General features: G+C 41.6%; 19 protein-coding genes. 15 read left to right on the forward strand and 4 right to left on the reverse strand.

Features of this window, described 5'->3' with window-relative positions:
- The first annotated feature begins 41 nt into the window (after window positions 1-41).
- The 3 genes from ACIFSR_RS27215 to ACIFSR_RS27225 are packed head-to-tail and all read left to right on the forward strand — an operon-like array spanning window position 42 to window position 3558.
- On the forward strand, window positions 42-515 hold the full coding sequence (locus ACIFSR_RS27215; RefSeq protein WP_430061365.1) for a hypothetical protein: 474 nt from the start codon (window positions 42-44) through the stop codon (window positions 513-515).
- Between the two features lie 14 nt (window positions 516-529).
- Window positions 530-1210, forward strand: a complete 681-nt coding sequence (locus tag ACIFSR_RS27220) for a M23 family metallopeptidase (protein WP_430061637.1) — start codon at window positions 530-532, stop codon at window positions 1208-1210.
- On the forward strand, window positions 1207-3558 hold the full coding sequence (locus tag ACIFSR_RS27225) for a hypothetical protein (RefSeq protein WP_430061367.1): 2352 nt from the start codon (window positions 1207-1209) through the stop codon (window positions 3556-3558). The genes ACIFSR_RS27220 and ACIFSR_RS27225 overlap by 4 nt, the downstream gene beginning before the upstream one ends.
- A gap of 223 nt (window positions 3559-3781) precedes the next feature.
- Here the strand turns inward: ACIFSR_RS27225 and ACIFSR_RS27230 are convergent, their stop codons facing one another.
- Window positions 3782-4330, reverse strand: a complete 549-nt coding sequence (locus tag ACIFSR_RS27230) for a hypothetical protein (protein ID WP_430061369.1) — start codon at window positions 4328-4330, stop codon at window positions 3782-3784.
- Between the two features lie 156 nt (window positions 4331-4486).
- Complete coding sequence (locus tag ACIFSR_RS27235; RefSeq protein WP_430061371.1) at window positions 4487-5263, reverse strand: putative phage abortive infection protein; 777 nt, start codon at window positions 5261-5263, stop codon at window positions 4487-4489.
- A 117-nt stretch (window positions 5264-5380) separates the two neighbouring features.
- On the opposite strand from ACIFSR_RS27235, the gene ACIFSR_RS27240 reads away from it, so the two are divergent.
- Complete coding sequence (locus ACIFSR_RS27240; RefSeq protein WP_430061373.1) at window positions 5381-5968, forward strand: HEPN domain-containing protein; 588 nt, start codon at window positions 5381-5383, stop codon at window positions 5966-5968.
- Window positions 5969-6024: 56 nt separating this feature from the next.
- Here ACIFSR_RS27240 and ACIFSR_RS27245 read toward each other — a convergent pair whose 3' ends face one another.
- Window positions 6025-6420 (reverse strand): hypothetical protein, encoded by a 396-nt coding sequence (locus ACIFSR_RS27245; protein ID WP_430061375.1) that lies wholly within the window; start codon window positions 6418-6420, stop codon window positions 6025-6027.
- On the reverse strand, window positions 6417-7097 hold the full coding sequence (locus ACIFSR_RS27250) for a LexA family protein (RefSeq protein WP_430061377.1): 681 nt from the start codon (window positions 7095-7097) through the stop codon (window positions 6417-6419). The genes ACIFSR_RS27245 and ACIFSR_RS27250 overlap by 4 nt, the downstream gene beginning before the upstream one ends.
- Window positions 7098-7224: 127 nt before the next feature.
- On the opposite strand from ACIFSR_RS27250, the gene ACIFSR_RS27255 reads away from it, so the two are divergent.
- The 11 genes from ACIFSR_RS27255 (at window position 7225) to ACIFSR_RS27305 (ending at window position 14187) form a co-directional block, all read left to right on the forward strand.
- Complete coding sequence (locus ACIFSR_RS27255) at window positions 7225-7458, forward strand: helix-turn-helix transcriptional regulator (RefSeq protein WP_430061379.1); 234 nt, start codon at window positions 7225-7227, stop codon at window positions 7456-7458.
- Window positions 7459-7601: 143 nt separating this feature from the next.
- Window positions 7602-7904 carry a hypothetical protein gene (locus ACIFSR_RS27260; protein ID WP_430061381.1) on the forward strand — a complete coding sequence of 101 codons (303 nt, stop codon included), beginning with the start codon at window positions 7602-7604 and terminating at the stop codon, window positions 7902-7904.
- A 241-nt stretch (window positions 7905-8145) separates the two neighbouring features.
- On the forward strand, window positions 8146-8400 hold the full coding sequence (locus ACIFSR_RS27265) for a hypothetical protein (protein WP_430061383.1): 255 nt from the start codon (window positions 8146-8148) through the stop codon (window positions 8398-8400).
- Window positions 8401-8496: 96 nt separating this feature from the next.
- On the forward strand, window positions 8497-8979 hold the full coding sequence (locus tag ACIFSR_RS27270; RefSeq protein WP_430061385.1) for a hypothetical protein: 483 nt from the start codon (window positions 8497-8499) through the stop codon (window positions 8977-8979).
- Window positions 8980-8992: 13 nt separating this feature from the next.
- The gene (locus ACIFSR_RS27275; RefSeq protein ID WP_430061639.1) at window positions 8993-9235 is read left to right on the forward strand and encodes an AbrB/MazE/SpoVT family DNA-binding domain-containing protein; all 243 of its coding nucleotides are present in this window, start codon (window positions 8993-8995) and stop codon (window positions 9233-9235) included.
- Between the two features lie 11 nt (window positions 9236-9246).
- Window positions 9247-9519, forward strand: a complete 273-nt coding sequence (locus ACIFSR_RS27280; RefSeq protein WP_430061387.1) for a hypothetical protein — start codon at window positions 9247-9249, stop codon at window positions 9517-9519.
- 195 nt (window positions 9520-9714) lie between these two features.
- Window positions 9715-10089, forward strand: coding sequence for a hypothetical protein (locus tag ACIFSR_RS27285; protein WP_430061389.1), 375 nt, complete (start codon window positions 9715-9717; stop codon window positions 10087-10089).
- 6 nt (window positions 10090-10095) lie between these two features.
- Window positions 10096-12177 (forward strand): hypothetical protein, encoded by a 2082-nt coding sequence (locus ACIFSR_RS27290; RefSeq protein ID WP_430061391.1) that lies wholly within the window; start codon window positions 10096-10098, stop codon window positions 12175-12177.
- Window positions 12174-12344: a hypothetical protein gene (locus ACIFSR_RS27295; protein ID WP_430061393.1), complete on the forward strand. Its 171-nt coding sequence runs from the start codon at window positions 12174-12176 to the stop codon at window positions 12342-12344. Before ACIFSR_RS27290 ends, ACIFSR_RS27295 begins: the two co-directional genes overlap by 4 nt.
- Window positions 12341-13462, forward strand: a complete 1122-nt coding sequence (locus ACIFSR_RS27300; RefSeq protein WP_430061395.1) for a hypothetical protein — start codon at window positions 12341-12343, stop codon at window positions 13460-13462. Before ACIFSR_RS27295 ends, ACIFSR_RS27300 begins: the two co-directional genes overlap by 4 nt.
- Entirely contained in the window at window positions 13462-14187 is a 726-nt protein-coding gene (locus ACIFSR_RS27305) for an MBL fold metallo-hydrolase (protein ID WP_430061397.1), read from the forward strand. The genes ACIFSR_RS27300 and ACIFSR_RS27305 overlap by 1 nt, the downstream gene beginning before the upstream one ends.
- Window position 14188: the final 1 nt, after the last annotated feature.

The following is a 14188-nucleotide window of genomic DNA, read 5'->3' on the forward strand; positions in this document are numbered from 1 at the left end:
GACATTCGAAAAAGATGCAAGTACACAGGAGGTTTTATACCGTGAGTACGATGACATTTCGATTAACACCGAATGGTATGCATCAGGTTATCGCTCCAACTGTATGTATTGAGACGATTCGGATCACATTAATCGATCGTCTCAAGTCCGGGGCAAAGGTTATTGTGGAACATATTGAGCGGAATAAAATTGCATATCGGATAGGTGCTGCTACATTGGTCGTTTTATTCGCTGGAGGATTCGATATGATTGCGCATGCTGCAGCGGCAGTCGATCCGTCAACAGCCGGCATCGATGAAGGGGCTCGCAAGATTTATAAAAAGCTGATTAGTGTCGGCAAATGGGTGATTATCATAAAGGGCGGTTTCGACACAATAAACTCGACGGTCCAAGGTGACTTTATTCAGGCACGTAAATCATTTTTATCTTATCTTCTGGTGTACATCATCCTTCTTGGATTGCCGTGGGCTTTTGGTCAGGTTGAGTTGCTTTTTGAAGGCATGGAAGGGATGTGATTTCGGTGGTGCCAATGAAATTCCGCATATCATCGGAATACGGAGTCATGGAGGAAATCCGTAACGGTCGCGTTCATCATGGGATTGACTTAGCGATGCCGCGCGGTACTGAATTGCACAGCATAGCGGAAGGCACTGTCGAGCGGGTGGTTGATTACGGAGCAACAAATTTAGGGAAAGGCATTTTTATACGGAGTGAAGACGGTAGCATTCATGTGTATGGTCATTTAGACAAAGTAATCGTTCATCGTGGCGATCATGTTGATTCTGGTGATCTAATAGGATTGAGCGGAAATACAGGACACAGCAGCGGACCGCATTTGCATTTTGGACTTATTAAAGATGGACATTTTACTGATCCGACTCCCCTAGTTGAAGCGGTACAAAATTTCTCAGGCGAGATTGCAGGTCCGGGTATTTTTCAAGTCAAAGGTCCTGCATCTTGGATCATTGATAAAGCAATGGATGGGAGCTTTAAAGAGCATGTTAAATCCAATATACAGGAGCACATTCATGATTTTTTGGTGGATGCAGGTGCAGTATTATTTGAACTAAGTTTTTCAATAGGTCTGATTGGCTGTGCATCACTAATCATACTCGGAGCGATGGGGTTAAAAGATGGTTATCGGTGGGCAGGATTAACCTTCGGAGCATGCGCACTTGTCAGGCTATTGTTGGGAGGATCAGCATCATGAATACTGTCTCGTTCGGTAAATTTCTGCAAGTCGTAAATCCCGAATATGTCTATTTAAGAATAAAACCAAACAATTCCGTCAGAAACCAAGGGTCATATAAGATCGCACGAGCAATAGCTGCGCTTTACAAAGCTGCTCTTGCAAACATCAAGATAGAGGAGCATCGGTTGATTAAAGCTTTTGGTCGGGATTTTGTTCTTGGCACAAAGTATCGCTATACGCTACCTGGCAAGATTGCCTATTTTGTTTACATGGAGCATAAGAAGGTTGAGTTTTATTTCATCGTGCCCAGGCAGCATCTTAGCTACATGAGGGAGAAGATGTCGGATGTTTGGGGTGCGGTGACGATTGAGGAAGTAGGGGAACTGCCGCAGTTTGGAGCAAATGCGGCAAAGTACCAACTTGCCTATGAGAAAGAAGATGCGCTCAGTGTAGCTACGGATCGCCGAAGCAATGAATTATTGAATAGCAATTTAAACACAGTTGAGCTGTTGGAGGAAGGAGATCGTCTCGGGATATTATATAACTTCATCCCTGTAAATCAGATTAGTTGGAGGCATTTATATAAGGCCACAATTACAAAGGTAAACCGCTGCCTTCCTGTTGAGCGGAATAAATTTGGTGCGACCTACGCCGTAAAATATGCACTGTCATTTCTCGATCTTATATTCCGCGAGATAGCCGAGGTCCTTGGCGGAGAGAAGAAAGGCATGAGCGACAGCAACGTCATTGAAAGCATAATTGAGCGTTTGAATGGTTCTCGTAAAATCAGCGAGAGCACATCCAAAAAGGCTGGGAGCACAGTTTTAGATACTCAAATTGTTGTTATTGCTGAAAGCCTGGATACACTCCGGCAACGAAATGCTGCCCGTAGCCTAGCTCAATCATTTGACACAATCACAGAAGATAATCGATTTATTTATAAACCATACCGCCTGCAGCTCTGCTTCACTGATCGTGATATTCGCGCAGAGCGGAATCTGATTGGAGACCTGGAGGCTCAGAACTTTATTGCTCTGGCTGGCCGCGATGTGTTGGAACGCTATAACTTTATTGATCGAGTGGAGACACAGGAGACAGAGGTTCCTGATGATTTGAAATCAGGGGTCATGTGCATTGGTGAGAATGTGTTTCGTGGTAATGCGCAGCGTGCGTATGCATCAACCGATCGGGAGTATCAAAATCTCACTTATGTCTTAATTGGACCAACGAGGGCAGGCAAATCAACACTAATCGGTAACATGATTCGTGATGCAATTACTGCTGGGGAATGTGCAATCATTTTTGATTTTGTGGGACAATGCGAGCTGAGCCGAGAAGTTGCAGATGCAATCCCTTCGGATAAAACTCTGGTCATCGAGTGTAGTGATTTCCGAAAACTGCAAGGTTTAGGTTATAACGAGGTTGGTCGCAGCTCAGATCCGTTTGAAGCGTACGACAATGCCAAGAAACAAACAACGCAGCTGCTGACGTTGGTAAACTCCATCAATGCGGAGGAAACGAAACTCTCAGCCAAGATGCAACGATATCTTGTCAGTGCTGCCTTGGTGACATTTATCAGCGGCGGCAGTATTCGGGATATGTTTGATTGTTTGCAGGATCATGAGACGCGTGCGAGGTTGATTCGTTCGGTACCGACAACCCAAAAAGAGAACCTCAAAAAATATATTCGATGGTTGGGCGAACTCGACGACTGTGATAAGGCCGGTGCAGTAGTTGGAACGAAAGAAACCTATGTTGTGGGTATTATTGACCGTTTGAACCAATTAGAGCAAAACGCATACATGGAGAAGATGCTCGATAAAAGTATTTCGGGGAATGTAGATCTAGTGAAGGAAATGCAAAAAAATCAATTGATCTGTATACGGATGCCGTCTGATATGTTCTCGACTGATTCGGAACGTGACGTTTACACAACCTACTGGAGCACAAAGATATGGCTTGCCTTGCAGATGCGTTCTAAGCGTTTGGCAGGAGACCGGAGTAAATTCGTCAAGGTGAATCTCGTTGTCGATGAGTTATATCAGGTCAAACATACTGAGCAGTTTATGCGGGATAAGTTGAGCCAGTTCGCAAAATTCGGTCTAAAGCCGATCATCTCTGCTCATTATCTCAATCAGATCAAATACATCCGGGACGAGTTGCGTTCGGCGAATGCAAGTTACATGCTCATTTCTGGCTGTGACAAGAAAAATTATGAGGAGTTAAAATCGGAGCTATATCCTTATACCGAAGAAGACCTGCTGCGGCTGCCGCGGTACCATTCCCTTAACTTAATCAAGAATAAGGATGGTTATGGTCGGTTTATTACAAAGCTTTCGGGGCCTGTGGGGCGGGGAATTGTATGAAACAACTAAGAACGTATTCGATAACTTCTCCAGGAGAGCGGTTATTCACGCGATCGCCTGCTGTCGCCAGCTTCGAGTTTCCATAGGTAAAGCTGCTGCATGAGTATCTATTAGCTCAAGGCGTCAAGAGGTTTTAAATAAAAGGCTACTGAAAATTCAGTAGCCTTGGGAATTGAACCAATGCTTGCAATAATAGCCCTTCTAAAAAATCCCCGACTTATGGCTATTTAATCATTAAGTTTCCGTCATTGTTCTCCCAACCCGATACAACTTCACTATGAAATTTAACGGATGAACGCCCATAATACCATGTATCATAAGGACCGACGTTTAATACTGAATCGGGCGTGCCCATTGCGGATTTTACTTTTTCCATTGAATCACCTTGTGTAAAGTAATTTTCGGCATCTGTTTTATGTTCTTTATAATCAGTTATTTCTTGTTCGACAGAAGCTAATTGATCTGTAACTCCAGCAAGAACTTCCTCTTTAACCGCTTCAGATACCTGAGCAGCAATTACGTCGTTTTGACGACTAATCAAATCCTCAATCTCGTTCTTATAAGCGAGCATTTTATCCTCGTATACATTGGAGTCAGCGGTTGTTATCCATCCATCCTCACGAAGTATTTTAGCTTCGCCTGTTATCCTGTTGATTTTTACAGGGTACTTTTGTTCTAGTTTATCGTATTTGTACAGAGTAGGGTATACCAAAAGCCCAAACAAAATAATGGAAACGGGAACAATTATGTAAGACATTTTACTAAATTTCATTTTACACGCTCCTATTTTGGATATATGTATGTTTTCGGCATGTCAATGGAAATACTGAACGAAAAAATGGAGAAATCTACCACTTTTCAACGATTAAGTCAAAAAACCGCTGATCAATGCATGAGCAGCGGATAATAAAATTATACATCATTCTTATCATGATTGTTTTACAGCTCTTAGTTCCTTATCACCAATATTACCGAATAGTAATGCTTCATCTAAGCTTACAAAGAACTTATATTCTAATAATAATTCGTAGAAGTTCCGATTTATCAAGCTATAATAAAAAATAAATATTATTTCATATGATGTACATTGCGAAGCGAAAAATCCAATATACATTTCCTTTGAATTGTCTAATAAAGTATTATCATTGTGGACAAAAGTAACTAAGGTGGTTACGTGTCTGTAGTAGTGATCTAAGGTAGAAATATACGATAGTTCAGCTAACTTATCAGATGATTTATACATTGGATGATTAAACCTATTATAAAATTCCTCATGTATCTCTTTGAAAACTTTTCGACCTCTAATCATATGAGAAATTTCAATTGAATTAGTTAACTCATTTTGCATTGACAATAGATTGAAGAACGTAGTTTCGAATCGTTGTATTACCATCTGTTCTTTTTGTCCAGCCAATTCTTCTGTTGACTTTCTTATTTCTTCACGTTGTAATGCAAGTTCTTCTCTCTGAAGCGATAATTCATTACGTTGAATCATAATTGTGTAGATTATTCCTGAAAAAGCAAGCCCTGAAAACAAAGAATTAATTGCACCAAACATATCTCCAAAAGTGCCGGGCCCATCGGGTTTTTTGAATGCCAATACAACAAAAGCACCTGATAGCGCCCATACAATAAATATAATCACAGCCATTGTAATTAGTATATCAATCGGTTCTTTTTTATCTTTTGTTTCTAGTTCAGTCAAATATAAAACCTTCTTTCTAAAATAAACTAGTTTGATTCTACTTACTAATCATTTTTCTGTATAATATTGATTAGGGATAATAAAGACAAAATTTTTGAAGAAGGGGGTCTTAAATTCATGGTAAATAGACATAATAACTGGCTCACATTATCAGAACAGTATCTAAAAACAAGTAAATTGATTATGTCTCAATGTAGAACAAATAAAAATGCTTGGGCTGTGATTTCAGATAACCCTATAAAATGGGAGGATTATTTCGAAAAAACCCAGTGGAGTGATTTTAATACGTTAGTGCCTTCATTATTTTTATTGCAACACGGTCTGGAACTGTTGGTAAAGGGACTTTTAGTTATGTTAAATATCGATTTTGGTCGAGAACATGATTTAAATGCATTAATTGAAAAATTTAATAACAATAGTTATATTGAGAGCGAATTTTTAGAAATTATTATAGATTATGCTGGTATTAACCCGGAAAATCCCATACTTAAGGATTTTGTGAATTTAAATCAAGAATTATCGAAATCGTCGATTCATGTGAAATTTAGATATCCTGAATTTAAAGGGAAGGAAACTGACTTTTCTCCATTCAGATATAGAGGAACAGAATTATTGGAACATATTGATCAAATAATAGATGATATTGATAAAATAATTGAAATGTCGTTAAAAATAGTTCGTAAATATGAAAAATCTTTAAGTTAATGTATTAAAATTATAGGAGATTATTGAAATCATTATTTTTGAAGTTGATCAGATCACTAATTTCTCCACGCGAATATTGAAATAACGTTCAACTGGAGAACTTCTTCAATATCACATATTTGAATCACTAACTGCTGAATATCATCCATAATAAAATGCGGAGCATATTTTTCACCGCGAAGCTTGCTTATTGTTCTTTTCACTGTCGGTAGATTTATACCGAAATGTTGTGGCCGTTCCGCACTTACGACAAGTTCAGTTTGTGCAATAGATAAGCTTACGATTTGATCATCAAAGTCTTCAGCCAAATAACGATGAAAAGGCAAGTGAACAGGTATATATAAACACTCCTGGTTCCAATCTATACCGCCGTGCTTGAATTTAATAATCATCCAGATAGGAACTAATTCAGCTTCTAAGTAATCAAAGTATACGGATAATTTCGCTTTCACACGTCAAACTCCACTTTCTTCACTTGTCCTTGAATTCGGACATCATAGATCGGAAGGATGCGAGGAGGGATGTCCCTATTAGCTGCCTGTAAAACGACGGTATCACCTTCGTAATAAACTCTTTTCAAAGTCCCCTCATCACCGTTGACTATCACTACACCAATCTTTCCATGCTCGCAATGACTTTGGCTTTTAACAAGCACACGCATACCTTCATGAATGCCTTCATCTATCATGGAATCACCCTTAACAATAAGGTAAAAGTATTCCCCGTCTTTAACTGTGTCTTTCGAAACTCCTTCATAACCGACAATACGCTGTTCGGCCAGGGAATCATAACCCGCACGTATTACACCATATATAGGAATCTGAACCATTTCGATAATAGGTGCTGAGTCAGGAACAAACGAACCTTTTGATACTTTATATTTTGTATGTGATTCCTTTACCACAAATTTGTCTTCAGTATTTCCAAGTAAATAATCTGCAGAGCAATTAAAAACAGACACTAATTTTATAGCTATATCCAAAGGCGGAGACGCCTTACCCGTTTCATAGTTCGCGATACTAGTTCGATTAACTCCTACCTTTTCTCCTAATTGAATTTGTGTGTATCCTATTCCATTTCTCAATTCTTTTATCCGTTCACCGACAACATTATTCCTTTTTTCGTTCATATCGTCACCTCGGAAAATATATGTTGACGTGCATAATTTGCACATGCTATTATTTGCATGTGCAGTAAATGCACGTTATTGTAATTATAGTCAATAGTTATCACTTTTATGCGAAAGGGGTGAACAAATGGGAAAACGCAAGTCAGACCCCCGCATTATTCAAAAGCGGCTGCGCTTTAAAGAACTCCGCGAAGCGATGGGCAAGTCTCAGCGCGGTTTATCGCTTGAACTTCATGTAAGCGAAAGTTTTATTCGTAGTATTGAGAATGGGCGTTCCAATCCAGAATTGCATTTTGCATTCAAAATTGCTTCTTATCTCGGAACAACAGTTGATGATTTATTCAACGACCTTGCGGGCTAATTAACTGTGTCTATAGTGTGCATATAATGCACATAAGCATCATTATAGAGCGTCCATATTATTAACGCAACGGAACATATGTTCCATTATACATTTTTTTGAAGCTAGAAACACCATAAAATATATAGGAAGGAATTCACAATATGAAATTTGCTCAAATGCTTAAAAATCGGGGATTGACCGCTGGATCTGTATTTGTAACCGGCTTAATGAAGGGGCATGAAGCAGCTCGAATGGTAGCTGATTGCAAGGCGCAAGAAACGATTCGTGCTATGAACGATCGAATCATTGCCGACGCTGAGGCTGGTGGCGTGAGTCATCTCGTGGAAAGATTAGCAACCTTTTACCACTCCGAGCATGTTGCAATTTGCCAGCCATGGATCCTTGCTACACCGTTTGAGGAGTGGCGGGACAAGCAGCTTGCTGCAAGGGGGATTACTTTATGATCGGTGTGAGGGATATTGAAACATTATGTGATGGGGATTTTCGTAGCGTTGTTGTGGCTGATTCCTTTATATTGGGTTTCCTCAACAAGTTGACTATCGAATGGGCTCAACAGACATATAACAGCTCAATTTGGGAGCCGCGTCCATGGCCGGGAGAATAGCTTAAAACAGCTACCCCTATTATTTTTTTGCCAAAATCGGCATTTTGAGCGGTTTTAGAGCTTGAAGGGAGGTGAAAACGATGAATGGAGCAGTCAAGAATGAGGATGTTCTTGTGAAGGTAGAGATAAGATCGTCACATAAAACGGTGATTGTCACCCTTAACGAGGAGTTTAAAAATAAAGATGTCATTGCTTTAGAGGCACGAAAACAAGGTCCCGACAAAGAAATAAAAGTCATCTTTGAAGATGAAACGTTCACTTGGATTACTTGTCCTCAGGATTCATTTATTTATCGCACTTATACATCTATTGCTGTCGACGGAGCAAAAGAATAGCAAAAGACCTAACAGCGGGGTAGGAGCCGCGTCAGGTCTGCACCAAACAATTCACCGCCAGTTTACCATGATGCTGGCAAGAAGGGAAGACGCGAAATGAAAGCAAGAGAAATCACATGTTGCAAATCGTGTGGTTGGGGGTCTGATTCCATTACTATCTCTGAGGTTCAGCAGCAGGTCGAGAAACACGGTGTTTATGTTTGTGAAAAGTGCGAAGCAAAGTATGAAGCGATTCTCAATCATGAAGGCGATTTTAGAATCAAGAATGGGTTTGGATCAAATGAAGCTTTCATTACCGAAGATTCAATTTACTACGTTGAGGCCGATAGAGGTCGGATTGTTGATCCTAAGGCACCATTCCTCGGGTTCGGCGGCAGATGGTTTCTGATAGTTAAAAGGCAAGACGGCAGCAATAATGCATTTGTCACAAATAGTTTATTCCATTGGGTTAGTATCCCTGCAGTTTTTCGTGAAAGGTTTAAAAAATCCGACAAAGTGAATTCGACCATAGTCGGAATGGAAAAGGAAGCACTCGCAAATCTGCGAGATATTTTAAAGAACATTCCACATTTGAACTAGGGAGGGCTTTTAAATAATGAAATCAACAGGCGTAGTAAGAAAAGTAGATGAACTGGGACGGATCGTAATTCCGATGGAGCTTCGTCGTAACTTGGATATTGCAGAAAAGGATGCACTTGAAATTTTTGTAGATGGAGATCGCATCATGCTTAAGAAATATGCACCAGGTTGCTTGTTTTGCGGTAATTTGGACGGTTTGAAATCTATTCATGGAAAGTTAATCTGTGGCGCTTGCGTGGATATCGCTAGCAAATAAGGAGGGATCGTATGGATCGCAAGACATTGCAGTACATGGAGGAGCGAGCAGAAAAAGCTCGCTTGATTGTTAAAAAGATCGAATCATTACTCGCGCACTCAGAAAAAGTGGGAGCAATTGGTTCGATGCAAATTACTGATCGAAACAATTCAAATCTCTTTTTTCTATCGGCCAACCGATCCCAATACAATCATCCTCGACTAATTGAAAAAATCGCTGCATCACTACAACAATTAATCGTTGATGAAATTACAGTACTTGAGCAAGAACTCGCAGAATTGTAGGTGCTCCAATGAAACCTAACCATAGCAAACCGGATTCTCGCGGTATGTTGTTTGTTGCTTGCTCTGAGTGCGAACGTGGCGGTAACGGTGATGAAAGTTGTAGCAGTGGTTGGAGAATTAAACGAGGTGGACCAGAAAAAGGCGCCTGCTTCTCAGGTAAATTGCTCAACAAATTCGAGTCGGAGGGAATTATCCATGAATCATAATACGAAGCAATCATTTTTCAATGCAGCAAAGCAATCTGCAGTCGCTAAACAATGGGCCCAAATGAAAGCGAATAGTCGTTTCAAGCGTGAGAAGTTGGAAAAGCAGCCGTACAAGCCAGGCAAATCAGTTCTAGGGCTGTCGACAGTTTCAGAAGCAATCATGACTGAGTATGACGAACTGATCCAGCGCAGAGATCGCAGGTTATTTGAAAGAAAGGTTGCTAAAGGCAATCGCGAACTAGTCGACGCTGGCTTACTAGATGCAAAGAAAGTAACTCCAATGCTTGTTTTTTATAACGGTGATGGACCTGTGAAAGTGCCGCATAATATCAAACCATCTAAATATCGCAGAGCAAGGGGGTAGGACAGATTGATTAATAATCTTGTACTCATTTCGTTAATGTTCAGTTATTTCAAAGGATTAATTAATTTCAAATTAGAGGCTGACGGTAACGACCTGGACGTGTACGGTGACAACGCTGCAGGCAAGACAACACTATTCGATGGTTTCTCCTTTCTTCTTTTTGACAAGGACAGTCGCGACAAGGCGCAGCCTGAGAAGTGGATTAAGACGCTTGATGCGAACGGCCAAGTTATTCACCAGCTGGAGCATGAGGTCGAGGGAGTGCTGCTCGTTAACGGGAAAAAGTTGACGCTGCGCAAAGTGTTTTCGGAAAAGTGGACGAAGAAGCGTGGTACAGCTTCATTAGAATTCACTGGTCACACGACGGACTATTTTATAGATGGCGCACCTCTCAAGAAATCGGAATATGAAGCTGTGATTGCATCCTTCATAGATGAAGAGACATTTAAACTGCTAACCAATCCCACATATTTTAATGAACAGTATGACAATAAAAAGCGGAGGAAGCTGTTGCTGGATGTATGTGGCGATCTTTCAGACGCTGATGTCATTGCTAGCAATGCTGCTTTAATCAATTTACCAGTAGTCATGGAAGAACGTACCCTTGATGGTCACCGCGATAAGATCAAAGCCGATCAGAAACGTATCAATGAAAAAATCAAGGAAATTCCCGTTCGAATATCCGAGATACAGAAGACTATGCCGGATATTAACGGAGCGGATGAAAAAACGGTAGGAGCTCAACTTGAAGCAATCAGAGCTCGCATCAAGGGTAAGGAAGAAGAGCTAACCCGCATTCAATCGGGTGGGCAGGTTGCCGTCAAGGAAAATCTTAAACGTGAGCTAGAAGGCCAACTCCTTCAATTAAAGAACAGTATTCAATCAGGCTCGCTTGATAAGGTCAACGCGCAGCGTCGCCTTGCCTCTCAAATTCAAGGACGGCAAGGTGATATCGAATCAGAAATAAACAAGTTAACTCGCCAGGTAGCTGCGAATTCGCAGATTAATGACGAAAGAAACGCAGAGCGTGACCGATTACGCGCTCGTTGGAATGAAGTAAACGGAAAGCAGTTTGAACATACCGGCAGCAATGATTGCCCTTCATGCGGACAGGCTTTGCCATCAGAACAAGTCGATGCAGCGCATCAAAAGGCAATGGAATCATTCAACAGATCAAAATCAGAGCAGCTGGAGGAAATTAGCAAATCCGGTTTTGCGGCTAAAGAAGAGATGGAGCGCCTAGCTGCTGAAACCGAAAAGCATAACAATAGGATTGCCCAACTGAATAATGAATTGACAAATAGTTCAATTGAACTTACTACGGCTAGTCGTGTTCTTGGAAAGTTGGAAGCAGGCATTCAGGATGTCGATACTGATCCGACTTATATTGCCAAGCAGCAGGAGATTGCTTTAATTGATAGGGAAATCGTCAACATTCGCTCGACTAACATTGGAGCTCTTGAAACAGCTCGACTTGAGCTTTCAAACATGAGGAACGAAGCAGAGAAGCTAGAGCGCGAACGCGGCGCTTTTGCCGCCACAGAGAAAGGGCGTAAAAGGATAGCGACTCTTAAGGACGAGGAGAAGCTTTTGGCAAAGCAGTATGAGGAGCTCGAGCAGCAACTGTTCTTGACCGAAGAATTCACCCGTACTAAGGCTAATCTGCTCGAATCAAAGATTAATGCGATGTTCAGAAATGTTCGTTTCAAGCTCTTTGATACACAGGTTAACGGAGCAGTCACTGATACATGCGAAACGCTATATGGTCCTAACCTGGTTCCTTATAATGGCGGCCTTAATCGCGCTGCGCAGCTTAATTCAGGGCTCGATATTATAGAGACGCTTTCCCAGCACTACAAAATTTCGGCACCGATCTTCATCGATAACGCTGAAGCGGTCACTGAGTTAGTGAAAACGACAGGTCAGCAGATCCGACTGATCGTCCCACCAGCTTTTGATAATTTACCGCAGGAAGTGCAGAAACATCTCATATCCCTGTACGCAGGGGACTCCGCTTATTTTGAAGCTAAAGAAGCATGGAAGAAACAAAATTCGCAACTGCGAGTCGAGGCGGTTCTGAAAGTATGATGCTGTGGTTAGGTGATGAAATAGAGTATCGTACCTCGGATGGAAAAACTCTTAAGGGGATGGTTGCTGGGGTCAGCGGTAGCCGGATCTATTTCCAAAATGGTGGAATCACCTATGAAAGCAATTTTCTTAGAAAAATTGAAACTGAGGAGAATGAAAAAAAATGAGCAACCCTGTATATTCCACAGCACTAACTAAGGTAAATGACACGTTCCTACCGATGATTGAAAACCAACTAGTGGGCAACGGCCTCAATATGGACCAGTATGCTAAGCAATGCGTTATGAACGCTCTATCGGCCATTAATTCCGCATTAGATGCAAAGCAGCTTACTTTCGCTGACGATCAGCTCGACAAAAGCAATGTCACAACTATTCTTTTACAAATCGCATCGTTGAAGTTGAACGCAGCTGCCAGCCCGCGGGAAGTGTTCTTCACGATCCGGAACGTAAAGACAGGGAAAAAGGAAAACAATCGGGACGTTTATAAGAAAGTCATTGAAATGGGTGTTGAGGGTGACGGCAATGACGCTATCCTCTCCCGTTTTGGGCGACACGTTAAAGAGGTTCGTCAGTACTGGCTGGTACGTGAGGATGATATATTTGAATATCCAAGCTTTAATGGTCTTGAAATGATACCGCCGAGATGGACACCGAAGGGAAAAGGTCCGGTAGTGAGAGTCGTATATCCAGTCATTCGAGATAACGACATAATCGATTACTATATTTCAGAGCGCGAAGAAGTAGCGAAAAACCTCGTAGCTCATATCAATAACGGGATGATGAATGAAACATTCGGCATTTGCGCTGATCGTTACAACGCAACAGCTGAACAAAAAAAACAAATAACAGCAAAGAAATCTGAGTATCTCAAGAAAGCTGCAGAGCTCGGTTTGGGAGCCTTAGATGATCCTGATCTGTTGCAATGGATAAGCCCGGCATGGTCGGAGTTCCACAGCCGTGAATCGATGCTCATTCGCAAAATGAGGAACAATGCGGTTAAGAAAATCCCTAAGGACTTCGGGAATGCCTTTGTGGAGATGGTTCACAGCGAGGCGACCGACGATGGTTATACGGAATCCCGAAGAGAGATCGTTGAAAACTCTAATAGCCAGCCCATTGATGTTGAATTCGAAGCTCGAACAATCCCGATGGACAATTCGGATAATTCATCTGAATTGGAGAGTCCGGCGCAATCAACTAATAAAACTGAGCCTGCATCAGCTGTAATTAATAATGATGCAGCCCCAATTTCTAGCCCTGGTGCAGATGGTCCTCTGTTCTGATGATTAAGATAACCCCACTAGGCTCCAGCAGCGCCGGAAACGCCTATCACATAACCGATGGAGAGACCGCCTTGCTGCTGGAGGCGGGGCTATCCTTCAAAACAATTCAGCGTGGAATTAACTATAAAACAAGCGAGTTAGCTGCATGCCTAATAACACATAATCACGGCGATCATGTTAAAGGCGCGAAAGATGTTATGAAAGCAGGAGTGGAGTTGTATTGCTCCGCTGGTACTGCCGAGGCAGCCGGACTGACAGGTCATCGATTGAATATTGTCACTGAGCATAAGCCGTTTAAAGTGGGATCGTGGATCATATTGCCATTCGATGTGCAGCACGATGCGGCAGAACCACTTGGTTTCCTGCTTGCTAATCGTACAGGAGACAAGATTCTATTTGCGACAGATACCTTTTACATCAAATACAAATTTTCAGGCCTTACCCACTTGCTTATCGAGTGTAATTACAGCGATGCGATAGTAGAGCGAAACATTCTTGCACAGCCGGATGAGGATAAACGAAGAAATTTAATCTACCGCCGCAGCCGCTTGCTGAAGTCTCATTTTAGCTTAGAAAACATGAAGGAATTCATTCGTAACAACGACATGAGTAAGGTGCAGGAGATATGGCTCATCCATTTAAGCGACACAAACAGCGATGAAGCATTATTCAAAAGGGAAATTCAAGAACTGACTGGGCGGCCTGTATATGTCGCCGGCAGATAAA

This window comes from Paenibacillus sp. NRS-1760 (assembly GCF_050467785.1).
Lineage (GTDB): Bacteria > Bacillota > Bacilli > Paenibacillales > Paenibacillaceae > Pristimantibacillus.

What these genes read in the sequence shown, in the direction of transcription:
- ACIFSR_RS27220 (WP_430061637.1), top strand. Translation starts at nt 530, where the DNA reads ATGAAATTCCGCATATCATCGGAATACGGAGTCATGGAGGAAATCCGT.
- ACIFSR_RS27225 (WP_430061367.1), top strand. Translation starts at nt 1,207, where the DNA reads ATGAATACTGTCTCGTTCGGTAAATTTCTGCAAGTCGTAAATCCCGAA.
- ACIFSR_RS27230 (WP_430061369.1), bottom strand. Translation starts at nt 4,330, where the DNA reads ATGAAATTTAGTAAAATGTCTTACATAATTGTTCCCGTTTCCATTATT.
- ACIFSR_RS27240 (WP_430061373.1), top strand. Translation starts at nt 5,381, where the DNA reads ATGGTAAATAGACATAATAACTGGCTCACATTATCAGAACAGTATCTA.
- ACIFSR_RS27250 (WP_430061377.1), bottom strand. Translation starts at nt 7,097, where the DNA reads ATGAACGAAAAAAGGAATAATGTTGTCGGTGAACGGATAAAAGAATTG.
- ACIFSR_RS27255 (WP_430061379.1), top strand. Translation starts at nt 7,225, where the DNA reads ATGGGAAAACGCAAGTCAGACCCCCGCATTATTCAAAAGCGGCTGCGC.
- ACIFSR_RS27260 (WP_430061381.1), top strand. Translation starts at nt 7,602, where the DNA reads ATGAAATTTGCTCAAATGCTTAAAAATCGGGGATTGACCGCTGGATCT.
- ACIFSR_RS27265 (WP_430061383.1), top strand. Translation starts at nt 8,146, where the DNA reads ATGAATGGAGCAGTCAAGAATGAGGATGTTCTTGTGAAGGTAGAGATA.
- ACIFSR_RS27270 (WP_430061385.1), top strand. Translation starts at nt 8,497, where the DNA reads ATGAAAGCAAGAGAAATCACATGTTGCAAATCGTGTGGTTGGGGGTCT.
- ACIFSR_RS27280 (WP_430061387.1), top strand. Translation starts at nt 9,247, where the DNA reads ATGGATCGCAAGACATTGCAGTACATGGAGGAGCGAGCAGAAAAAGCT.
- ACIFSR_RS27285 (WP_430061389.1), top strand. Translation starts at nt 9,715, where the DNA reads ATGAATCATAATACGAAGCAATCATTTTTCAATGCAGCAAAGCAATCT.
- ACIFSR_RS27295 (WP_430061393.1), top strand. Translation starts at nt 12,174, where the DNA reads ATGATGCTGTGGTTAGGTGATGAAATAGAGTATCGTACCTCGGATGGA.
- ACIFSR_RS27300 (WP_430061395.1), top strand. Translation starts at nt 12,341, where the DNA reads ATGAGCAACCCTGTATATTCCACAGCACTAACTAAGGTAAATGACACG.
- ACIFSR_RS27305 (WP_430061397.1), top strand. Translation starts at nt 13,462, where the DNA reads ATGATTAAGATAACCCCACTAGGCTCCAGCAGCGCCGGAAACGCCTAT.